Origin of the sequence: Vibrio sp. Isolate34 (assembly GCF_022397915.1) — a bacterium.
Taxonomy (GTDB): Bacteria; Pseudomonadota; Gammaproteobacteria; order Enterobacterales; family Vibrionaceae; genus Vibrio.
Window position 1 is genome coordinate 70,370 of the sequence record NZ_JAKEUO010000005.1, and the last position, 23,195, is coordinate 93,564.

The 23,195-nt window shown below is 44.6% G+C and carries 20 protein-coding genes; 8 read left to right on the forward strand and 12 right to left on the reverse strand.

All coding sequences use genetic code 11. The features are described 5' to 3' along the window. Positions 1-236: 236 nt before the first annotated feature. Together L1D22_RS07415 and L1D22_RS07420 are read left to right on the forward strand one after the other, a co-directional pair. Positions 237-1,604, forward strand: coding sequence for a diguanylate cyclase (locus L1D22_RS07415; RefSeq protein WP_239829236.1), 1,368 nt, complete (start codon positions 237-239; stop codon positions 1,602-1,604). Positions 1,605-1,754: 150 nt separating this feature from the next. Further along, positions 1,755-3,437 carry a DEAD/DEAH box helicase gene (locus L1D22_RS07420; protein WP_239829237.1) on the forward strand — a complete coding sequence of 561 codons (1,683 nt, stop codon included), beginning with the start codon at positions 1,755-1,757 and terminating at the stop codon, positions 3,435-3,437. A 634-nt stretch (positions 3,438-4,071) separates the two neighbouring features. On the opposite strand, the gene L1D22_RS07425 is transcribed toward L1D22_RS07420, so the two are convergent. Then, the gene (locus L1D22_RS07425) at positions 4,072-5,604 is read right to left on the reverse strand and encodes a DUF3612 domain-containing protein (protein WP_345772802.1); all 1,533 of its coding nucleotides are present in this window, start codon (positions 5,602-5,604) and stop codon (positions 4,072-4,074) included. A gap of 169 nt (positions 5,605-5,773) precedes the next feature. On the opposite strand from L1D22_RS07425, the gene L1D22_RS07430 reads away from it, so the two are divergent. Next, positions 5,774-6,373 (forward strand): hypothetical protein, encoded by a 600-nt coding sequence (locus L1D22_RS07430; protein ID WP_239829239.1) that lies wholly within the window; start codon positions 5,774-5,776, stop codon positions 6,371-6,373. Between the two features lie 125 nt (positions 6,374-6,498). Here the strand turns inward: L1D22_RS07430 and L1D22_RS07435 are convergent, their stop codons facing one another. The 6 genes from L1D22_RS07435 to L1D22_RS07460 form a co-directional block, all read right to left on the reverse strand. Then, positions 6,499-7,515, reverse strand: coding sequence for a GGDEF domain-containing protein (locus L1D22_RS07435; protein WP_239829240.1), 1,017 nt, complete (start codon positions 7,513-7,515; stop codon positions 6,499-6,501). Positions 7,516-7,973: 458 nt separating this feature from the next. Then, entirely contained in the window at positions 7,974-8,186 is a 213-nt protein-coding gene (locus tag L1D22_RS07440; protein ID WP_004740083.1) for a cold-shock protein, read from the reverse strand. Between the two features lie 357 nt (positions 8,187-8,543). Next, a complete protein-coding gene (locus tag L1D22_RS07445) occupies positions 8,544-9,821 on the reverse strand; it encodes a cytosine deaminase (RefSeq protein ID WP_239829241.1) in 1,278 nt (425 codons plus the stop codon). A 9-nt stretch (positions 9,822-9,830) separates the two neighbouring features. Next, positions 9,831-11,069 (reverse strand): cytosine permease, encoded by a 1,239-nt coding sequence (gene codB / locus L1D22_RS07450; protein ID WP_239829242.1) that lies wholly within the window; start codon positions 11,067-11,069, stop codon positions 9,831-9,833. Between the two features lie 832 nt (positions 11,070-11,901). Then, positions 11,902-13,125, reverse strand: a complete 1,224-nt coding sequence (locus tag L1D22_RS07455; protein WP_239829243.1) for a biotin/lipoyl-binding protein — start codon at positions 13,123-13,125, stop codon at positions 11,902-11,904. Beyond that, a complete protein-coding gene (locus L1D22_RS07460; RefSeq protein WP_239829244.1) occupies positions 13,119-13,469 on the reverse strand; it encodes an MFS transporter in 351 nt (116 codons plus the stop codon). The genes L1D22_RS07455 and L1D22_RS07460 overlap by 7 nt, the downstream gene beginning before the upstream one ends. A gap of 133 nt (positions 13,470-13,602) precedes the next feature. On the opposite strand from L1D22_RS07460, the gene L1D22_RS07465 reads away from it, so the two are divergent. Continuing rightward, entirely contained in the window at positions 13,603-14,610 is a 1,008-nt protein-coding gene (locus L1D22_RS07465) for an AraC family transcriptional regulator (RefSeq protein ID WP_239829245.1), read from the forward strand. A gap of 10 nt (positions 14,611-14,620) precedes the next feature. Here L1D22_RS07465 and L1D22_RS07470 read toward each other — a convergent pair whose 3' ends face one another. Then, positions 14,621-15,544 (reverse strand): urea transporter, encoded by a 924-nt coding sequence (locus L1D22_RS07470; protein ID WP_239829246.1) that lies wholly within the window; start codon positions 15,542-15,544, stop codon positions 14,621-14,623. Positions 15,545-15,624: 80 nt separating this feature from the next. After that, positions 15,625-16,284 (reverse strand): pyridoxamine 5'-phosphate oxidase family protein, encoded by a 660-nt coding sequence (locus tag L1D22_RS07475; protein ID WP_239829247.1) that lies wholly within the window; start codon positions 16,282-16,284, stop codon positions 15,625-15,627. A gap of 90 nt (positions 16,285-16,374) precedes the next feature. Here L1D22_RS07475 and L1D22_RS07480 point away from each other — a divergent pair, with 90 nt between their 5' ends. Further along, positions 16,375-17,835, forward strand: coding sequence for a PLP-dependent aminotransferase family protein (locus L1D22_RS07480; protein ID WP_239829248.1), 1,461 nt, complete (start codon positions 16,375-16,377; stop codon positions 17,833-17,835). Positions 17,836-17,851: 16 nt separating this feature from the next. On the opposite strand, the gene yjeH is transcribed toward L1D22_RS07480, so the two are convergent. Continuing rightward, complete coding sequence (gene yjeH / locus L1D22_RS07485; RefSeq protein ID WP_239829249.1) at positions 17,852-19,117, reverse strand: L-methionine/branched-chain amino acid transporter; 1,266 nt, start codon at positions 19,115-19,117, stop codon at positions 17,852-17,854. A gap of 231 nt (positions 19,118-19,348) precedes the next feature. Between yjeH and L1D22_RS07490 the strand changes: the two genes are divergently transcribed. The 3 genes from L1D22_RS07490 to L1D22_RS07500 all read left to right on the forward strand — a co-directional run bounded on the left by L1D22_RS07490 (position 19,349) and on the right by L1D22_RS07500 (position 21,450). Then, positions 19,349-19,810, forward strand: coding sequence for an Lrp/AsnC family transcriptional regulator (locus L1D22_RS07490; protein WP_239829250.1), 462 nt, complete (start codon positions 19,349-19,351; stop codon positions 19,808-19,810). Then, entirely contained in the window at positions 19,804-20,724 is a 921-nt protein-coding gene (locus tag L1D22_RS07495) for a LysR family transcriptional regulator (RefSeq protein WP_239829251.1), read from the forward strand. The genes L1D22_RS07490 and L1D22_RS07495 overlap by 7 nt, the downstream gene beginning before the upstream one ends. Positions 20,725-20,835: 111 nt before the next feature. Then, positions 20,836-21,450: a LysE family translocator gene (locus tag L1D22_RS07500; protein WP_017630487.1), complete on the forward strand. Its 615-nt coding sequence runs from the start codon at positions 20,836-20,838 to the stop codon at positions 21,448-21,450. A 108-nt stretch (positions 21,451-21,558) separates the two neighbouring features. On the opposite strand, the gene L1D22_RS07505 is transcribed toward L1D22_RS07500, so the two are convergent. Continuing rightward, a complete protein-coding gene (locus L1D22_RS07505; RefSeq protein ID WP_239829252.1) occupies positions 21,559-22,722 on the reverse strand; it encodes an alpha/beta fold hydrolase in 1,164 nt (387 codons plus the stop codon). A 48-nt stretch (positions 22,723-22,770) separates the two neighbouring features. After that, positions 22,771-23,001, reverse strand: coding sequence for a hypothetical protein (locus L1D22_RS07510; RefSeq protein ID WP_017630489.1), 231 nt, complete (start codon positions 22,999-23,001; stop codon positions 22,771-22,773). Positions 23,002-23,195 lie beyond the last annotated feature (194 nt).

Consider the following 23,195-nt stretch of genomic DNA (forward strand, 5'->3'; position numbering starts at 1 on the left):
ATTCTTTAATGTAAGGTTTGGGTCAATACAATGTAAGCTTTAAAAGGTTCATTAAGGTTTTTTGATTTATTAATCAGTGTAGTTAACTCACAGTGAAGTGATGAATCGCTCAATAATGAAATGATACCCAACGCAAAGTGTGGATTTTTAACTGCTTGTCGGCATACTGAAAGAATTAGCCAGAAATGAGCCGATTGAAGGCAGTAAACAGAACAAAAAGTGTTAGAGGTTCGTGAATGCCAAGAGGTTCCAGCAAGCAATTGCCTGCCAAATTATTATCTTTGTTGTTTTTTCTAGTGGTCGTGAGTGCTATAGAGTTTTTTCACGCCAAGCAATTAACTTTTCTCAAAAACGAATCGTATTCAGAGGCAAAAAATCAACTATCCATTATTCGTTCTCGGATTGAAGTCGCGATCGTGTCAGACATGTATATCCTCAATGATTTCTCGACTCTGGTATCCATCAACCCGAATGGTGACCAAAAAGAATGGGAACAAATTGTTCAAAATATTATTCGTGATGGCTTCAATATTCGATTGATTGGCCTTGCTGAAAACGATGTACTTAATTTCGTTTATCCAATGGAAGGCAATGAGCAGATCCTCGGGATTGATTACCGTGACCACCCAAGCCAATGGGAGTCGATTGAAATCGCACGTAATATTGGCAATACCTTTATTGCGGGACCATTTGATCTGTTTCAAGGTGGTCAAGCCTTGATTACGCGCACGCCTATCTTTAGAGATCCTCCCTTTAATCAAGACTATTGGGGTGTGTCGAGTGCGGTGATTGATCTCGATGCGCTGCTGAAAGATGTGGGCATCGGCAAGATTGAGAAAAAATACGAATTGGCAATACGTGGAACCAACAGCGCCGGCAAAGAGGGCGATGTTTTCTATGGCAAACCAAGCGTCTTCTCGAATGCGTTTACGACAGAGCAGGTGAGCTTCCCTTATGGTGGCTGGTACCTTGCGTTGTCAGGCAATGAACATGTGTTGATGGATGTGCCTTGGTACCGTGTTCATGGGGTGAGGCTAGTGGGTTACACCCTAATGCTGATTCTAGCGGTTGCTTACATTATGATTTACAGGCTCTATCGCATTGCGGATAGCCGTTCAATGCATGATGAACTGACGATGCTACCTAATCGCCGTTACTTCATGTACAGCCTCAAGCAAGCGTTCAAAACGGTACAAAAGCAGAAAACCAAAACCTTTGCAGTGGTCAACATCGACCTAGATGCCTTTAAGGCCATCAATGATACCTATGGTCACGCCGCGGGTGACAAAGTCTTGATTGAGTGTGCTAAACGAATCAAGAGTAAGCTGCGTACCTCAGATATTGTCGCGAGGATGGGCGGGGATGAGTTCCTCGTCCTGTTACCGCGCATTATCGATGAAGAACATGTGGCATCGATTACCAATAAACTGCAAGGCGCGATCTGCGAAACGCCTGTGGTTTATGAAACGCACTCAATTTATCTCAGAATCAGTGTGGGGTGGGTTGTTTATAACGACTGCTTCAACGATGTGGATGGCCTTTTAAAAGCCGCTGATGAAAAAATGTACGAGCAGAAGCGTCAGATAACCTCGACAGAATCTTAGTTGCGATTAGAATTTAGTTGCTGAATGTGGGGAAAAGCCTCAGAATACCGCGCTTTGCTCCGTATCAATCATCTGATCAGCAAAAGCTGTAGCAACGCCATTTTTACGGTGTTGCTCATACTAAATGTTATTCAACTGAGAAAATAATCTATGAGTTTTACCTCCCTTGGCCTTTCTGAACCGATCCTTAAAGCTATTGAAGCACAAGGTTACGATAAGCCATCACCAATCCAAGAGAAAGCCGTACCAGCTGTCCTAACGGGCAAAGATGTAATGGCCGCTGCTCAAACAGGTACAGGTAAAACTGCAGGCTTCACGCTACCTATTCTTGAAATCTTATCGAAAGGTACTCGCGTACGTCAGAATCAAGTTCGTGCACTTGTGTTAACTCCAACTCGTGAGCTTGCTGCGCAAGTGAATGGCAGCGTGGTTAAGTACGGTATTAACTTACCTCTTACTTCTACCGTTGTGTTTGGTGGCGTGAAAATTAACCCTCAGATGCAAAAACTGCGTAAAGGTAGTGATGTGCTGGTGGCAACACCGGGTCGTCTACTTGACCTATACAACCAAAATGCAGTGCGTTTCGATCAACTAGAGATCCTAGTGCTAGATGAAGCGGACCGTATGCTAGACATGGGTTTCATCCGTGACATCCGCAAGATCTTGGCTTTCTTGCCTAAGAAGCGTCAGAACCTACTGTTCTCTGCGACCTTTTCTGACGATATCCGTAGCTTGGCAAAAGGCTTGGTGAATAACCCAGTAGAGATCTCGGTAAGCCCTGCAAACTCTACGGCGAAGACCGTTGAGCAAAGCATCTACCCAGTAGATAAAAAGAAAAAGAGCGCAATGCTAGCGAAGCTAATCAAAGACAATGATTGGCGACAAGTGCTGGTATTCAGCAAAACAAAACACGGTGCTAACAAGCTTGCTCGTTTCCTTGAAGAGCAAGATATTACAGCGGCGCCGATTCACGGTAACAAGAGCCAAGGCGCACGTACCAAAGCCCTAGAGAACTTCAAAACGGGTAAGGTTCGAGTGCTTGTAGCGACAGATATCGCAGCACGTGGTATCGATATCCCACAACTGCCTCAAGTAGTTAACTTCGATCTTCCTCATGTATCAGAAGACTATGTACACCGTATCGGTCGTACAGGCCGTGCAGGTGAAGTGGGTAAAGCTATCTCATTGGTTTGTGCCGATGAAGTGGGTGAGCTGTTCGGTATTGAACGCCTAATTCAACAAGTGCTAGAGCGTCGTGAACTTGAAGGCTTCTCGCCAGTAAACAAGCTGCCAGAGTCTCGTTTGGATACACGTCCAATTAAGCCTAAGAAGCCGAAGAAAGCGAAACAACCACGTGAACATGCAGACGGTCAACGTTCTGGTGACAACGCTCGTGGTCACAAGCCAGCAGGTAAGAACAAGCGTCACGTACCGGGTACTAGGTCTGCGCCAAAGCGTAAGCCGACATCGGGTAAGAAACCTGCCGAAAATAACGCAGCAGCGGGCGAAGACAAGTCTTTAAGAAACAACGGCAGCAACTTCAAGCGCGGCAGTGCAGGCAATAAGCCTTCTGCGAACAAAGCAGGTAACCAAAATACTTTAAGTAAGCCAAGCGGTGCGGGTAAAGCAAACGGTTCTGGCAAGCCAAAGAGTTCTGGTCAGTCAAACAGTACAGGCAAGCCAAACAACGCAGGTAAACCAGCAGGCAAACCCAAGAAGTCAGGTTACGGTGGCAGCTATGGCCCAAGCAAGTCATCGAACAAGCCAGCAGGAAGCAAGCCTTCGACAAACAAGCCGTCTCGAAGCCGTTCTAAACCTGCGCCTCAGAAGTAATCTTTGTTGAGATAGTGAAAGAGCAACGAACGAGAGTCGCTTTATAAAAAAGTGTCTCGTTGGCTAAGTTCTTTCTGTCATAGAAATCAAATACACGCGAATATTGAATCTCAATGTTCGCGTTTTTTTATGCCTGTTATTTTGCAATTTGAGAGAGCCGTTGGAGAGGGTAAAACTGTTGAATCTATTGATAAATTGTACTTTAGAGGAAGGGTAACGAATCTTTAATGATTTTTTAATAACAACATAATCACTAGCGTTTTATGGATTTTTGCAATTTGCAAATTCAGTTTGCAAAACAAACAAGAATTTACGGCTAATACGTGTCCAGATGCGTAGTAAATACGTGTTTTAAAAGTTGGCACGTATGCTGCATTAGTAACGGTGACCCTTCTTAAGCCGAGGGTCACCTAGCCAACTGACGTTGTTAGTGAACCTTTATTGTTCACACAAAATATATGACCAATCACCCTTTTGTGATTGGTTTTTTTTTGCCTGAATTTTAGGTTCTATTTGTTTTATTGCTTTTTACTAATGGTCGTTGCTCGATAAAACCAAGCAGGCCAAACCAAAGCTAACCAGACAAAATAAGTAGAACACAATTATTGCTTATCATGCTCGTACCTCAATTGCTTTAACACTCTCCACACTTTGAGTAACAGCTTGGTTGGCGTGGGCATTCTCCGCCTCTGGAGCAGATAAGCCTCGCCTCTGTCTCTATCCCACGTTCAATCCAATTTATATTTAGAATCTTGGCTATTGTCGTGAGATCTTTCTTGATGTTACGCGGTATTGCTACAGAGCCGCCATTGTTGACGCATGACGCCTTAAGCTGCTCTGCTATCTCTCTTGAATTGCCGCCTTGAGCATCAATCGCAGGGTTGAGATCTATACCAGCACACAAAACGCGATTGTTACCCGCTGGATCCGTCATATTGATGGATTCACAGCAGTAGATTCTTGGCTCATCACCCACATTTAAAATGGAAATTTGAGCAGAGCTACCCGCTCGAGGTTCAGATAATCGACGGAACACAGCCCAATGTTGACATGGGTCAGCGACCGTTCTCATATTCCCCCAAGGCAGTGGAATCCCGTTCCCGCGGTATACCGCCTTGAGTTTCCCCGGTCCATAAGCATCAAAGTAGTGCCAGTGAGGATAGGGCGATACTACCGTCATTCGACGCATCGCAACAGAGGGGGAAACCCCTGCTCTTTTGTGAACGTCGATTTCGTAACCAGTACGATCGAGCAGTTGTCTGAATGGGACTTTAGGGCATAGCAGCGCACCAGCAAAGAAGCTGGATTCAAAGTCTCGCCATGCTTGAAGAATGTCTTGAGAGTTGAGCTGGGAAGAGCCTGATACTTGGTTGTCGTCCCATGTGTTGTTATTGCCGACCGACAACACACTCTTTAATCCTTCTTTGCTATGCAAAATGCAGTGGCCGATATAAACCGACAGGTCGTATTTCAGACGCGTAGGGTACTCTTTAAGAATTTCGTTTAAGAAGATCGTACCTGGAGGTTCAAAAAATGAGGTCACTAACTGCTTGGCGTTGATGCCTAACTCATCGACCACGTCTTGCGGGGTGCGTGTCACCCAGCGGATATTGATTCCAAGCGTTCTAGCGATGTCTATGAGGTCTTCTACGCTGAGGTTGAGACGTTTTAGGCCAACTTCCTCAGCGGCACGCTCAAGGTCAGGGAAGTGGTTTTGATTGCTCTCTTGGTGTGCTCGAATCAATAGGTGTGCAAACTGGCGGCCAGAGATGCCGGTTTGTGACAACATCTCAGGTATCGCAATCTGCAGGATGTCGTTGGAGAAAAGAAAGCTAGGCTCGAGCGCCATACCATTTATCCCGCCGCGATTCCCTTTATCTGGAGCAATAGCCTGCTGTTCAGATTCGTCGTCGAGAAACCACGTAGGGTTTTTCTGAAAGACCTGCGCGATTACTTCCAACATGTCGATGCTTGGCACCCGTTTTCCACGTTCAATCATTGAAAGGTAAGAAACGGAAGGTGCGTATTCTGGGTTGATTCTAATACAACGCGCAGACAGATCTTCCATTGTTAAATGGTTACGCTTCCTAAGGTTACGTATTTTCGTACCTAGGAAATGTGACTGACGAACTAAACTTTTTGACAAGGCCATATTTGTAAAATTCACATTGTAAAATTTTTGTTGTGAAATTGTATGTAAAAAACCGCTAATCTACAAACTAAGCAATTCACAAAATGACAAATAAATTAAACGTTAGTTTGGAATAATTGCTCTAGGACACATTTTTGCGTTACAAATCGGTGGCTTTCACCGGACTGGTCAAGAGGGAAAGACTATGAATATGCTTACATTCGATAAAACAGAAATCCAAAAACAATCAAAGCCATTTATCGCTGAAGCTGTCTTTGCCGTGGAGACAATCAGTGCAAACCAGCAAACTGAAAAGCAAGTGAAAGCAAAGCAATTACTTGACCGTCTGTTTCCACTGGAGCATGGCTCACACCAAGATGTGACGAGCTACATAGTCGATTACCGCCATATCATGGCTTACTTTAAAGATGGCCAACACAGCGGCCTGAAGCACCCTAAGCAGTTTGTGGCTTACATGGGGGAGAAGAGTGACCCAGACTCAATCTTGTTCCGCGATGGCAGCGGAAGCCACCTAGAAGTGATGTTTGGTTGTCATAAAGGGACGGGTTGCATTGAGCTAGTAGAAATTGATGACATTCAGTTAGAGTCGTGCACGACCTTCGGTCAATCGCCAACAGAAACAACGAGCTCTACATTACATCAAGAGACTATCGCAGCAATGCGTCACTGGATCAGCCTGGTAAAAGGTGACGAAAAAGGAAAACCAAAAGCGTGCAGTGAAGATAAAGAGTTTAGAGCTAAGAGTGGTGAAGACTACTGCCTGAATTACTGCTTCCAAATTTAATGGTGACTCCTAGGTAACGAAACCTATTTGTACAGTTAAAGAAAAAGCCCCGAAGATAATGTCTTTGGGGCTTTCTAGTTTCAATACGAGCCGACTAATATGTCGAAAAGAGTATTGATTGCGTCTTACAAAGGCATTACTCGGTTACGTCCTAGTGATTTCGCTTCGTAAAGTAGCTTATCAGTTCGTTCGATCAATGACTGTGCAGGTTCACCAGGTTCAAGTTCAGCCACACCAAACGATGCGGTGATATTACCAACCTGCTCGCCGCTGCGGCGATCTTTGATCGACAGTTTCTCAAGAGAGCGACGGTTGGTGTCAGCAAGCTGACGAGCAATACGCAAAGATTTATTTGGCACAATGAGAGCGAACTCTTCGCCACCGAAGCGATAAGCTGAAATTCCTTCACGACAACTTAGCTTGAGTTTGCGAGCAATTCCTTTCAGAACCATATCGCCAAACAAGTGACCATAGGTGTCGTTGAAATTTTTAAAGTGGTCGATATCGAGAAGAATCAGGCAAAGAGATTGCTGCGCTTCACATAAGGTTTCTATATCACGGTCGAAAGAACGACGGTTATACAGTGTGGTTGTGCTATCAAAAAGCGCGTCTTTCTGAACTTCGACAAGTTGGCTTTTCAGCTTAGTGATTTCTGAGGTAGCTGAGTTCAGCTGCGAGTTTAAAAACTGAGTAGAGTGACGAATATGACGAGATTCAGAAACCAGTTGACGAACCAGAGTCATCACTTCATCGATAGATAAGCTTTCGTTATCAACACGAGCCAAGTCCTCGAAGCTTTTGTCGATCATGTCAGAGAAAGCAGAGGTATCGGTCAGTGTGTCGTTCATCGAGTTCGATACTTCAGAAACTAACAGTTCTAAATTCGCACGAAGGTCATTGATATTGGTTTCGGATTTGCTGGCAACGTAATTGTTGTAAAGCTGTTCACCAACGGCAGGAGGGCAGATACCGTAGTGTTCTAAAATACCATCCATGTCTTGAGTCAGCTGTGGGATAGCATTGTCGACATAGGTGTACCAAAGTGCGTAATTTGCAGGTGTGGTAGACACCCTGTTCTTCATCATAAGAGGCACCGCTTTTTTTAGATTTGCGGTGGATTTCTGAAATTCGTCTTTGTTCATTATTTTTACTGCAGATACCAAAACAACTAAGCCACTTGCGAACAAGGTTAGCGGATTTCGAACGTCTTTGCTTTAAAAATTATATGATTAGTGGATGAGGATTGGATAAATAACTCATTTTTATTATGAATATCGATTGTGTATTCATAAGTGCAATCTAATGGATTGTTCTTTAACCATATTTGGGCTTATCAAACTTTCGGCGTAGCGTGAGTTCGTATCAAAACATTGGCGAGAAATGAGTATTGTTGCCTAGGGGCAGGCATACAAAAAGCGAGGTATATTGACTGTTGAGCTTTAACTGAGAGAGGCTAGATTTAGGAGGCTTAACCAGCGATTTTCAGTTGTTCAGAGTTAACGGGTGAAGCTTATATCAAGAGGGGAAATATTTATAAGTAGGCATAAAAAAGCGCCGATAAAAATCAGCGCTTTAAAATTCTTTTTTAGCTAAAAGCTAATTATTGAGCAACAACGTTTGCTGCTTGTAGGCCTTTTTGACCGTTTTCAACTTCGAAAGAAACCTTTTGGCCTTCTTTCAGAGTTTTGAAGCCTTCAGAAACGATTGCACGGAAGTGTACGAATACGTCAGCGCCGCCGTTGTCTTGAGAAATGAAACCGAAACCTTTCTCTTCGTTAAACCATTTTACAGTGCCAGTATTTGTGTTAGACATAATTTGTCCCTTATTCATAAATTTTCTAAATTGTTGATTGCATTTAATGCAATGCGCTGATAATTGAATTATTTAATATTGCTAAGAAATAAGGAAAAACTACTTACAAAAACGGGTAACGATTTTACATGTCAATTTTTTACTATTCATCTAACTTAAATAACTCCGGCTAACAGAGCGAGAGCATGGTAACACAGTCTTTTGAGATGTACACGCATTGCTTAAGAAATTTGTGCTTTTTTTGTCATACCGTGCGAATGTACAAGGTTTACACTGATTTAGTGGTAGTTTGTCGCTTCGTCCAACATAACAAAAGGAAGCATCTCAGCTTCCTATTGAATATTAGTATAGACGATATTAACGCTTGAAGTTGATATCTTCAGTTTGACCTAAATTTATTTTTGTTTTCGCTGGCTGAGTCTCTGCAATCACCTTACCGTGGCGCACAGAATACTGCACTGGCACTTGGCGACGCACCGCATCAAAGCCATTGTCAGCAGGAAGAATCAGCAGGCTACCTGGCTTACCTTCTTCGATACCGAAGTTGTCTTGGATGTTCAATGTGCGGGCAGAGTTTTTGCTGATCAAATCAAGCGAGTTGTTGATTTGGTCGTAGCCCATAACTTGTGTTACGTGCAGTCCCATGTGCAGAACTTGAAGCATGTTTGCTGTACCTAGTGGGTACCATGGATCAAACACATCGTCGTGGCCAAAACAGACGTTGATGTTCGCTGCTAGCATCTCTTTCACACGAGTTACACCACGTCGTTTCGGGTAATCGTCAAAACGGCCTTGTAAGTGAATGTTCACTAACGGGTTTGCAACGAAGTTGATGCCAGACATCTTTAATAGACGGAACAAGCGAGATGCGTAAGCACCGTTGTAAGAACCCATCGCCGTCGTGTGGCTTGCTGTTACCTTTTCACCCATCTCAAATTTATGAGCAAGGGCTGCCAGTGTTTCAACAAAACGAGACTGCTCGTCGTCGATTTCGTCACAGTGCACGTCGATTAGACAGTCGTACTTGCGTGCAAGTTCGAACACATAATGGAGAGACTCAACACCGTATTCACGAGTGAATTCGAAGTGAGGGATAGCACCAATAACGTCAGCGCCGATCTTCACGGCTTCTTCAAGCAACTCTTTACCGTTAGGGTATGAAAGAATGCCTTCCTGAGGGAATGCAACGATCTGAATGTCGACCCACTCTTTCATCTCTTCACGAACTTCAACCATCGCTCTTAACGCAACTAACGTTGGGTCAGATACATCGACGTGAGTACGCACGTGTTGAACACCGTTAGCGATCTGCCATTTAAGTGTTTGCTTCGCACGCGATTTAACGTCTTCAATTGATAACAGTTCTTTGCGCTCAGCCCAACGCTCAATACCTTCAAACAAAGTGCCAGAGATGTTCCAGTTAGGCTCACCAGCGGTTTGAGTGGTATCTAGGTGGATGTGCGGTTCACAGAACGGTGTAACTGCGATGCCACCTTCAGCATCAAGAATGTCACCTTGATGATTGATTTGTGCGTCGTTATCGAGAATGCGAGAAAATTGACCATTTTCAATCAGAATCTGTTTCAAGCCCTCTTGGTCTTGAAGTTTCGCGTTCTTGATTAATAAGGTTGTCATAGTGTGTCCTTAAGCGGCCTGAGATTTCAGAACTTTTTTGTTCAATAGAGGATTAAGCACGAGGTAACTGATTGCACCACCTAACACTGCGTTCAAAGGAACAACGCCAGGAAGGAAGTGACCAGCGGCTACGCCTGTTGCTACCGCGATAATGCCAGCCCAATTAACGGTTTGGAACTCTGCATTTGCAAAATCTTTGTAACGTTTACGGTTTGCGAAGAAGTCAGCGATGATTACGCCACCGATTGGTGGAATCGCCAACGATAGGAAGGTTAACCAACCTACGAAGTTGTTGTACAACCAAAGCGCGAAAATCGTACCGATGATGCCGTTAATGATAGACATTGTAGTGCTTGAGCGACCAGTGATGTTAGATAAACCAAGGCCAGATGCATAAAGTGCGTTTTCATTGGTTGTCCAGATGTTCAAGCCAAGCACGATGATGGCTGGAAGCAGCAGCCCTTGTGCGATCATCACATCTGAAATGTCTGATTGGCCTGTCGCTGCTGCACCGGCTGCGCCGAAGATAAACATCAGCGAGTTACCGATGAAGAATGCAACCATTGTGATTAATACTGCGCTCGCTGGCTTTTTACCAAAGCGAACAAAATCGGCCGTTAGCGTACCCGCACTAACAAATGAACCTACAACCATTGCTAAGGCCATTGAGAAATCCATTGGAGTTTCTGGCTTAATAAGTTGTAGCTGTTCTAGTCCGCCAACGCTGTCTACCGCAGTCAACACTGAGTAACCACCTAGAATCGCAATCGCTGGAACAGCAATCGCTGAAAGCACCATTAGTGCTTTAATACCGAAGTACACCGTACCTGTCATCAAAAGACCTGACACAATAATCAAGGTGTTGGTATCAATGCCCGTCGCTTTCTGTACCGGAATTGCGAACATCGCTACACCTACGCCAAACCAACCGACTTGTGTACCACCAAGTAGAGCAGAAGGAAGCCATGAGCCTTTTGTACCGAAAGAGAAACGCGCTAGGAGGTGGGTAGAGAGGCCAGTAGATGAGCCGATGTAGCCAAGAAAAGAAGTGTAAATACCAAGAATTAGGTTACCGATGAGAACGGCGAGGAAGAAATCGTTGAATGAGAGGCCTGTCCCGAGTGAACCACCTGTCCACATACTTGCAGAGAAGAAAGTGAGTCCAAGCATTACCATGGTGAGTGAAGCGACTCCTTTCCTAGCCGCTGTAGGAACCGGCCCTAGACTGTAGTTATTATCAGCAGCCATTTTTTACCTCCGCAAATGATCAAAATTAAAATTAACGGTCGCCGTATTGCAGGCAAACGTGCGCATTATGGTGATATAAATCACATAGTCAATGCTAATTTTGTCAATAAAGGCGCCTGAGAATCAATTATCACCTTAAATCTCTTGTAAAACATAAGGTTATTTTCTTCATTTATTTGATGAAAATAAATAGAAAACGTTTTCTATAGCGTATTGAATATCTACTATCGATAGTTGGCTATGAATGTTGATTATTATACGATTGAATGGGTGTCTGTATCGAGAGAGGGGCGGTTAGCCAAACGACAGGCAAAAAAATAGCCAATCGCAATAACCGCAATTGGCTTATATATTTTGTGAACAAGAATAAGGTTCACTAACAACGTCAGTTGGCTAGGTGACCCTCGGCTTAAGAAGGGTCGATATATACATTGCAGGTAACGTGCCAACTTTAAAAACCTCGAATATAGGCTGTTTAATAGCAATTTGGTGCGTATTTGGGCGTTTTATTCGCGTTTTAGAATTACCCTGTCGCATTGTGCAATTGCGATTTGCAATTTAATGCTACTGTAGGGTGATCTAGGTTGTGGTGATCTATTGTCGCGATGAGATGAGATGAGATGAGATGAGATGAGATGAGATGAGATGAGATGAGATAAGAAGAGATGAAAGGTGAGCACAGCGCGTTTCTGAGTTGTTTGTCTTCTATGGACTCTTCTACGCCTAAAAACATGGAATTGTAAGTAACTAAGTAACTAAGCAGCTAAGCAACCGAGCAAAAAAGCCCGTGCGATCTGAGCTCGCACGGGCTTTGCTTTGTCTATCAGGCGTATTAGATAGAGTAGAAGAAGTACAGCTGAGACTTCATTCGAATGATGATCCCGCGTATTACATCTAGAAACGCCATAAAGCTAATCGGCTTCTCACCACTTACCCATGCTAAACCGACAGAGCCGACAGGAATATCGTAACCTTCTGCTTCATCGATCTTTAAACGCACAAAGTGGTGCTTGTTCTGAAGGTTTCGACCTGTGGTGACACGCACCTGTTCATCGATACCGAGCAAGCTCGCCTGTGCTTCACCCGTCGCCTCAACAATGCCTTCTACGGTTGCCGAGAATATCTTGCCAGGGTAAACCGCCGTCGCAAACTCTGCAGGTTGACCAACTTTGATATTACGAATCGCTTGGTGGTTAACTCGCATCAACACGTACTTTTCTTCGGTGTACATTTGAATACGAGGCATCATTGAAACACGCTGACCTTCACGAAGAATAAAGTTAGTCACAAAGCCATCCGTCGGAGCGGTGACCTTGGTGCTGTTCAGGTCCCATTGTGCTTGAGCCAATGTTGCTTTCGCTGAATCCACCTCTGTTTGCTTTTTACTAACGTTAGTTTCGGCTTTGTGAATGTCGAGCTTCGCGTTTTCTGCATCGACCTCTTTCTTGCTCAGTTGAGATTCTAACGTCGTCACATTATGAGTCGCTAGTTCCACCTTCGCCGTTTGTTGGTCGATGTCAGTTTCAGTAATCGTGTGCTGTACGACGCTGTTTTGCTTCTGGTAACGATCAAGCGTTTTCGATTGCAGTACTAAGTCTGTTTTCGCTGACTCAATTTGTGCTATTGAAGCTTTGATGTCTTCTAGCGCTGAGCGATAGCTGACTTTAGCAATGCTGACTTCTTGGCGAGCCGTGTCTAAAGCGACCTCGGCAGACTCAAGCTGAACACTTGCTTTATCTCTTGCAATCACATATTTGGTGTCGTCAATCTCATAAATCAGTTGTCCTTCTGTCACATCCTGGTTTGGATGGATATGGACTTTCGTTGTTTTGCCCGACACATTGGTTGAATCTGGGCGCAACTGAATGTGCGGAGACTGAACAACCGAACCGCCCGATAAATCCATTGGAGTAAAGTTGAGTAGGCCGACCCATACAAACAATAACCAAGATGTACCACCTAGGTAAGCAAATGCTTTGGTGCCTTTATTCCAAGGCATACCAACCAGTCTAAGTAAATAGATGAACAGTGCCCAAATTGCTAAGCCTTCTAACATGCTTGGTGCTCCTCATCTTGCTTGTCGGTCGTTGCCTGTTCCTTAGGTGCTGCGGGAGATTTCCATGTATCTCTTAGGTTGATGATGGCTTTTTCCATATCAACAAATGCCAAAATTACCGCGAGTACCCATACCCAATGCCATACAAAACCAATCCATGTTAATGCGGTAATCAAACCGAGCTGATGATGATCTTTACTGTGAGCTTTATTGATTGGTAATTCATGCACACGCCAGAACCCGTAACATGCTGCCGCGATAGTTGCGACCAACACTACGCCAGCCACTACGTGTAGTGCAGTATCTGCGCCTGTTCCGACAAATGGGACACTAACTAAACTCATTGATAAACCCTAGGTTAAAGTGAGCGCCGAGTGTGATTGGTATCAGATATATAGGTTGCAAATTTACTAATTACTTTAATAATTGGCTTTATATGATTTGATCTGTAATTTAATTTTCGAGGCTTAGTAGCAAATGAATAATTGTAACTTCCTAAGATCATTAGGAATTTTAGGTGTATATCAGTATGCGGCGGCTAATCGTGACTTAGATATGGACTCTTTGGGTATTCCAAAGTCAGTATTTGCTAACGCGATGAACCTGATTCCAGTGAATGAAGTGGACCAATGGTATGGCTTACTCGAGCAGAAAACCCGCGATCCCGACATTATTTTGAAGCTGGCCGATAGGGTAGATATTGAGAAGTTAGGGCCACTGGCTAACTGGTTTTTCTCTGGTCATGACCTTGCTTCAGCGATTCGTCGAGTCAATATAGGGCTGCACTGTTTACAGTCGGGGGCTTTCTTATATGGCGCGCAAGTTGGGACACTCATTAAATGGTGTTATGACAACCCTGAGTATTCTGAGGTTGGTAAAGTGCACGACTCAGTGCGTATCGCGATTTTTATGATGAAGATCCTAAGGCGTTATTTAGGGCCTGATTTCAAACCTGCTGCGGTTTCGATTGCAGGGTATCGTGAGAATACTGAGCTTTATCACGAGTACTTTGGGTGCAATATCCAATGGGGGCAACCACGCACAGAGGTTTGGATTCCGAGCAAACTAAGGCTATCCATTAATCAGTCTCCGGCGGCAGGTAAAATGAGCTTGGCGATGAATTTCCACGATTTAGACAATTATCTCAACATGCCAGATGCAGGTGATGAACATAAGGTGACCTATGAGATGATCAATTACAGTCGTCACTTTGGTTTACCAACCCTTCACAAGGTTTCCAGTTTATTAGGACTCTCTGAGCAGCAGTTTCAACGCCGTTTGCATAAGTTAGGCGTCAACTTTTCCACCATCATGGGTTATGCACTGAGCAATGTCGCCGTGGAACTGTTGAGCTATAAACTCCCGGTCGAAGAGGTTGCGAAACGTTTAGGCTACACCAATGTGGCAAGCTTTAATCGAATGTTTAAAAAGCACCGTGGCTTAACACCGAAGCAATATGTTGAGCGATTTTGGACGGATTTATAGGTCACGTTTTTTACGCCAAGCTTCGTTTTTGCAATAAGCCCGATAAGTAAACCACAGCCCAAGTGCTTAGAATGAAAGGTGCAGTTAACGGCAGCAGTGCTAAAGTGTGAAATCCTAAGGTAATAAGGCAACTCGAGAGGATACCTAAGATGACGAGTGGCCAAGATATTCTTGGGTAAAGCACCAGAGCCAGGGTTGCAAGAATCGCGTTGTAACCATAAAGACCTTGCTTGATCAGTTCGTTGTCAGCGCCAATCAGAGAGCTGAATAGGGTACTGATCAACACCGCAAGCAGTGCCCAAACAGCGTGCTTTATGCTGTTCAATGCGATTGCGACCAAGATAACCAATCCGGAAAATTCGTTATTGATAAAGCTGACTTGGCTGATGCCTTTTAGCATGGTCACCACAAACGCTGGTAAGTAGGTATCCATAGCTGTGCCGATATCAATGAGTGGCATTAACGCTATGCTGGATGTTGAAAATGCCGAAAGTTCAAAGGTTGATTGGACAACATAAATTCCCCACGAAGTAACAACAAAGGCGCTGGTGTAACCGCGGTATTTCTTAAAACTGAATACTATTTTTGCGATTGGTACGGTGAGTAGGGCACCGAAGACCGTCGCAACAGCCAGTATTGGGGTGACTCCAAAGAAGTTACCAATGAACAAACCGATCAGTGCGCCATTTAACGCATACATACCACTATTAAGATCATTAGTTGTTTTGCTGCTGTTAATGCTGCTATGGGTATAGCGAGCTAATGTGAAGCTGCAACTGGCACCAAGTAAAGTAAGACAAGCCAGTGGAATGGATTCAATAGAGATAGCTAACAATAACAGAAGGGATGTTACGACAGATGGTGTGAAATAGACTTGCCCAATACCATTGAGCAAGCCTTGAAGTGGAAGCATGTCCTTATTCGTGTTCATCATCTGGCGACAGAATTTCATTATGTTAAATTTTTGATACGCCAGATTGTATACAACTATTCTTGGTTGACCATCTTCGTGTGTTAATTCTGATACCAACGTTCACCATAGGCTTGTTGGTAATCTGGCTTTTCAATGAGCCCTTCCTGTTCTGGTACGGTTTCTAGTGGCCCAACAACGGTTCGGTAAGGCAATACACCTGCCCAAACGGGAATGTCCATATCAGCTTTGTCATCATTCACACCATGCTTACCAATTTTTACCGATGCTTCGGTTAACGGAATCGCCAGTAGCTCAGTAGCGGTGAGTTCTTTTTCGTTACTCAGCCTAACCTCATCGGTTCTTCCCGGTGCTATCTGCTCAATGAAGATGTTCAATAAGCGAGCCTTTTCTTGGTTGTTATCGATGACTGAAAATGACCCCAATACCACTGCAGAACGATAATGCGCACTGTGATGAAATGCCGAACGAGCCAACACCCAACCATCGAACAGAGTGAACGTTAAACAGGTTGGTTCTCCTCTCTTTAATCCCTTCAGCAAGCGACTGTTTTTGGCGCCATGAATATAGACCATGTCATCCACTCTCCACGCGAGCATCGGGATAACCATCGGGCTGTGTTCTCCTTGCAATGCAATGTGTGCGATTAAGCTTTCATCAATAATCTGATGCAGTTTCTCTTGTTCAAATACGGCTTTGTGAGCCCCTTTCTTAATCGTTGTTCTTTTCGTGTTAGATAACATAATCGCTCCTTAATCATTGCCTTTTGATTAATGTAGCGATTAACTGGTCTACTAAATAGAGCCACTTTAAAACACTACTTGGATCCAGTTATGCAGCCTCTTGATGTCGGTGACCTACAGTTAGATGAACAACACGACACGCGCCAAACCGCCTTGTTTCATGCGATCCGAGAGAAGATTGTTCAAGATTTATGGAGCAAAGGCAGTAAGTTACCCTCAACACGCAAGTTGGCCGTAGAACTGTCGGTAAGTCGAAATACGGTGATCTATGCGTATGAACAGTTAGTGACGGAAGGCTACATCGAGAGCAGGCAGGGCTCGGGCTTTTACGTGACGGTTGAACAGCCAGAGCATTTTCTCAGTTTGTCTCAATCGAGCAGCACTCAGGGGGTACATGATGTGAATGCAGAGGTTGATACACCACGTGGCGCAAGAGTGACACCCAATGATATCAACCGCAGTTTTGCGCCGGGCATCCCTGATCTGGATGCATTCCCGTTTGCTAAATGGCAGAGACTGCTGCAACGTCATGCTACGCGGCAGAACATCGCGGGCAACCAAGACGTTCAAGGCAGTTTGGTTTTGAGGGAAGCACTCAGCGGTTACCTCGCAAGCAGTCGTTCGGTTCGTTGTCATGCTGATCGAATTATTATCACCGCCGGTGCTCAGCAAGCTATTTCGATAGGTTTAATGGCGACGTTAGCGATGGGCGACCAAATCCTTGTTGAAGAGCCGGGTTATCGGCAGGTGCATAAAATTATCGATCTGTTAAAGCTCGAACTTGATGGTGTACGTGTTCGTGAAAAGGTCGGCCTTGATATTGAAAAAGTGCTCTCCAGTAATGCCAAGGCTTTGTATGTCACGCCAAGCAATCAATACCCGATGGGCACAACACTCAATACCGAACAACGCCTCAAACTGATTGATTGGGCCAACAAAAACCAGTCTTGGATTATTGAGGATGACTACGACAGTGAGTTTCAGTTTGCACATCGCCCTTACACCAGTATGCAAGGCTTGGCGGGTAAACTCGGGTTTGATGACCGGATTATCTATGTCGGTTCACTGAGTAAAGTCATGTTCAACGGCCTGCGCTTAGGCTACTTGGTTGTGCCTGAACACTTGGTTGCGAGATGTCTCGAGATTAAAGATGCACTAACTGGAGATACCGCCACACATACACAAGAAGCACTGGCTGACTTTGTTCATGAAGGCGACTTATTAAGACATATAAGAAAGATGCGTCGCTCATACAAACTCAAGTATGAAGCGATGATAGAAGCCATTCAAAGTGAGTTTCACGGTGATCTTGAAGTGATCAGCCAAGCGGCAGGATTGCATGTGACTGTTAAGTGGTCGAACGGAATATCAGAACAGGAATGGAGTCGAAGAGCTGAACTTGAGAACATCATCATTCGACCGTTTGATTTCTATGAATATAGCTCTAGCGTTGAGCGTGATTGGAGTGGAGCGTTATTGGGCTTTGGGAATATTCGTTTGGCAGAAATAAAGCCGAAGATCAAAGCGATCGCTCGGCTTTTTTATCAGTGATATTGGTCGATCTCGTTTACAACTTGTCGATAGAAACGGTGGGTTTACCCAACCACCTTTTCCATGGGAGTGACAATGTCACAAAAATGGTCACCGCATACAACATCGACCAACTTAGGCAGATAAACACCAAAGTACAGATAACCAATGAGACCATTGCTGTGTATCTGGAAATGCCAGTTAGTAATCGGCAAGCCGCTAACATCGCAAGCAGGTAAACCAGAACGAAAATACCGTTGGCGAGTTTAAGAAAGAATTCGAGATCTAAGTTAGATAACTCGCCAATCACACATGAGATAAGCGCGATAAAGCCAATCGCCAAAGTTGGGTAAAGAGGCACACCACGACGGTTCAGTTGCGCCATTTTACTTGTCGGGCTGTGTTGGCGAGCTTGAGCCCAGATCATGCGAGACAAGCTTTGGGTATAAAGGTTTAGGCTGGCAAAACAAGCAAAGAAACCAAGTACACTGATGACCGTTTTGAAGCCATTGCCAAACAGTTGTTCTGTCACCCATGGGATTGATGCGGCGTCAAATTCCGCAGAGCCATACGCGCCTAGCTTTAGGATTACCACTGAACAAGCCCAATACACTAAGCCAGCAACGAAACAACCCGTAATGATAGCGATTGGAAAGTCGCGCTGTGGATTCTTAAATTCCTCTCCCATGTGAGCAAAGGCTTCGATTCCTACAAAGCACCAAAACATTACCGCCAATGCCGCGCCGATAGGCCACATCGAGTCGGACGAGATAGCGGGAATCGCGACATCAGCAACGGTGATGTCAGCCTTCCAAACAAAAGCACTGACTAAGGCAAAGATCGACAATGCGATCACGGTTTGGAGCCGACCAGAAGACTTGCTGCCCATCAAGTTGACGGCAATCAGCAGGACTACAGTAAAGGTCTGAGCACCAAGCGGTGTGTCGAGAGGAGAAGGTAACAGTTGTTGAGCAAAGCCGCCCGCTAATGCAATCGCAGCGGGAATGCCGACAGGAATAACACTCACAAACAACCAAGCAACACTCGTTTCTAAACGCTCGCTGAACGCTTGGCGTACAAAATAGGCGGTGCCACCCGCATTAGGGTAGCGTTTCCCTAATGCAGCAAAGGTAAGGGCGATTGGGCAAATGGCGATAAACAAGATTAACCATGCCAATAGTGACAACTGACCTGCGATACCTGCAGCGATGGCGGGAATCATAAAAAGCCCAGTACCCAGCAAGGTCGTAGAGAGTTGCTCAATTCCGGACATTAGCGTGATTTCTTGTTTGAGTTGTGTCATTCGCTCACCTAGCTTTTGGTGCTTATTCTGGGATGGGTAATACTGAGATTGAAAGCATACATTGTCGACATCAATAATACAGCTAGCGAAACGTCGTAAGACACCGCCATTTTGACGGTATTAATCCGTTTCAGAGTGAAAATGTCGGTTGTCATAATGGCTGTTATAAGTCGGAAAGTTGTGTCAAATTAGGCGTTATAAATAGAACAATAAGTGGAAAGAATCAAAAGCATGGATAAATTTGATCGCCAGATTTTGGATATTCTCAAAACCAATGCACGATGCTCAGTGAGTGATGTCGCCCGAGATGTGAGCCTCTCGCGCTCGGCAGTGAATGCCAGAATCAAGAAGTTGGAAAGCGACAAAGTGATTACGGGTTACTGCGCTCAAGTGACAGAACCCAATCAAACGAAGAATGTGTGCGCTTATATTTTGCTAAAATTCGACATGTCGAGCAGCGACCATAGTTGTGAATCTTACGCGCAACGAATCGAGAGCATTAACGGTGTGCAATGGTGTCACTCGATCAGCGGTGAGACCGATATGATGCTATATGTTGAAGTAGAAAGCATGGAGCGTTTAAATCAAGTTCGCGACCAACTGCAAAGCTATCCAGATCTACGTCATCTAATGACTCATACTGTGTTGACTGAGTTTTTTAACAAACTGAATCCGACGGTACATTCATGTTAGGCAATATCAACTTAAACCTGCTGCGTTCTCTGCATGTACTTCTTGAAGAGTGTCATGTAAGCCGCGCCGCTCAACGTCTGCACATTACACAGTCCGCGGTTAGCCGCCAGCTGAGTCAGCTAAGAGATTTGTGTGGTGATCCTTTGTTGGTTCGCGATGGTAACAAACTGGTTCCTACCAATCGTGCTCTGCAGCTTAAAGACAAGCTCGATGACTTGCTTAGTGAGTTTGACCACCTGTTAGATGATAAGCCATTTGAGCCGCAAGATTGGCACGGTGAGTTGGTATTGGCTTCGAGTGATTATGTCGCTCAGTACATTCTGCCTGTGATTGTGGCTGAGGTATCCGCCGAAGCGCCGAACATCAATTTAGCGTATCGATTGTGGCAACCAAACTACCTTGAAGCGCTCAATGAGTCAGGTATTCACTTAGCTTCTAGTATGTTTCCTCAAAAGCCAGACCACGTGTCGAGCATGAAGCTTGGGGAAGATAAGTCTGTGTGTTTGATGCGTAAATTTCACCCGTTAGCTCAACAATCGACTCTGAGTGCACAAGACATCGTCAATTATTCACACATCAAGGTGACGGGAGGAGGTGACAAAGACAGCTACGCAGATATTGCTCTTAAGAAACAAGCTCTTAAACGTAGAGTCGCATTGCAGGTTCCGTTCTTTTCATCGGCGGGCACTGTGCTGATGCAAGATGATTACCTGATGATTGTGCCGGAACACATCGCCTATAACCTAGGTCGACACCTTGAAACGACCTACTTCTCTTTGCCGTTTGATACGGAAATGCACACCTATTGGTTAATGTGGCACCCTAAGTATGACAACGATTCTGCTCACAAATGGGCGCGAGAAAAGGCATTCCAAGCTATGCAGAAATCGAGCTACAATATAAGTATGACTTGAAATCATAAGTATGATGATAATCTTTGATTTCAAATAATACCTTCGGCGAATTATGGTGGCTAGCAAGTAAAGGCGTTCAGTCAGAACGTATGGTTTATTAGGAATGGAATGATGACAGTAACAATTTGGTTTTCTTTATTAGCTATCTGTTTGTTGGGCGCGATGTCTCCGGGCCCAAGCTTGGCGATGATCGCTAAACACAGTTTGGCTGGTGGCCGTATTAATGGTCTTATCGCGGCTTGGTCACATGCTGCTGGTATTGGTATTTATGCCTTCGCAACCATCGTGGGTTTGGCGGTGTTACTAGAACAATCGCCAATGCTATTTAAAGGGATCAGCTTGGCGGGTGCTGCGTATCTGCTTTACCTTGGTGTGAATGCATTGCGTTCGAAAGGCGGGGTAGCCGCGAAATTAGAAGCAGGTGAACAGATGAGCTACATGCAGTCTGCTCGTGAGGCTTTCTTGATCTCTATCTTGAGCCCGAAGATCGCGTTGTTCTTTATCGCCTTGTTTAGCCAGTTCGTAGCTTTAGGTAATGAACTCAGCAATCAAGTGATCATTGTTTCAACACCGTTGATTGTTGATGGTCTTTGGTACACCTTCATCACCTTGGTGTTATCGAGCCCACTGATCGTTGAACGAATCCGTTCTAAAGCACAGCTGATTGACCGACTTTCTGGTGTGGTTTTGATTCTGCTTGCAGTTCGTGTGGTTTGGACGATCTAGCGGTCGCTCATACTCCGACAAAATACGATACCCATAAAAAAGGCTCATTAGACGTTATCTAGTGAGCCTTTTTAGGTTTTTATCGAGTAGGTTTTTATCGAGTGAGCTTTAGCCTTCCGAGTTAAGAACTTCGTCTAGCTTTTTCATCGAATCTGAAAAGTAAGGGTTGTAGGTTAAACGTGCATGGTTTTTACCTTCTTCGCGATATCCCCATGCCGAGTACCATACTTCACTGGTTGCGTTGCACTGTTCTTCAAAGCCTTCAGCCTGACCATTCGAGCAGATCTTCTCGCTGCCATTGATGCCGTAGTACGGATTGTTTGGTGAGAACAGCAAGCCCATGTGTGAACCGTTTGAGATGCGTTGTTCAGGGATCTTCATGCTGTATTGAACCGCGCGGGGATCGTCGAGTGTGGTTTCCCCTTGCCAAATCAACACGTTGTTTGGGTTTGGCATAGACTCAGTAAACGCCTGCTGAACATAGCTAGTATCAATCACACTGTCGCCTTCACTCATCATAATAAACACTGGCTTGTCGAAATGTTTATCTTGTAAGTCTTCACGAACCACTTCAGATGTTTCGTAGTAAACCGAAGCACCGTTCATTGGCAGTGAGTTGTAACGCAACACATTGTCTTCAGGATCTTGATCGGCCCAAGTGACAAAATAGCTTGCTAACCCAGCATATTGAACCGCGGACGAACTCGGTTGAAATGCAGGAGAGAACAGCAGCAACCCTGAGATTTTAGGATCATTCATCGCTTGTGACGTGACGAGGTTGGCGCCGGTTGAATAGCCACCAAGCCACACAGAGTCATACTCTTGTTCGAGTAACTTAGTATGATGAGCCACCACGCCTTGCCAGTCTTCCAAGCTTGGCTGCATTAAATCGCCCACACGGCTGCCGTGACCTGGTAGCAATACCGTTCTCACTAGGTAACCTTGCTCTGCCAAGTGTGTTGCGATGTCTTTAAACGAATAGGGTGAGTCGCCCAATCCGTGAACCAATAGAACAGCCTTTCCGTTAGGTGTTACAGGCTTGTACTCAGTCGGAGAATTAAGTTGGATCTCCAATTGCTTGTCTTCGGTTATGAACACACGGTTTTTCAGTAACCAATCTTGAGTGTCATTTACGTAGGCGTCAAAGCTGTCTTGCTGATATTCAGGCAAGTCAGGAGAGGTTACGTAAGCTGGAGCGATGGTCTCGTTGGAACAACCAACGAGACTTAAAGTCGTTAGGGCGAGTAGCGTTAGAATGGTCTTGCTATGCATTTTTTAGTGTTGTCTCTGTCGTGTTTTGTCTTGAAGCAAAAGCTTAGACTATTTTCTGTTTGAAAGGTCTTCGTATTCACCTTCAATCACACCTGCATCACTGGTTGATGACTGACGAGTGTTCATATGAGCTGCGAAGCCTTGTTTCTTCATTTGATTTTGAATGCGCTTGCCAGTAATTAAAGCTGCAATAGCTAAAGGAATAGCAAGGATCAAGCTTGTGAATAGCGCTAAAAGGCCAGTAAACAGCGCAACAATCGTAACTAAGATATTTTTCATATTCATTCCTCTTTTTCTATGTTGTTACTTTATCGCTTCTATTCTGAACGAAACATGAACGCCATTAAATAATTACCGAGAGTCACTATGACACGGGTGTGTTGACTTTGGGTGTGTAAATGTAGTCATAAACACGCACTAAAAATATGGAATATATACAAGTTCTTTAAAATCAATGAGTTAAAAGTTGGCAC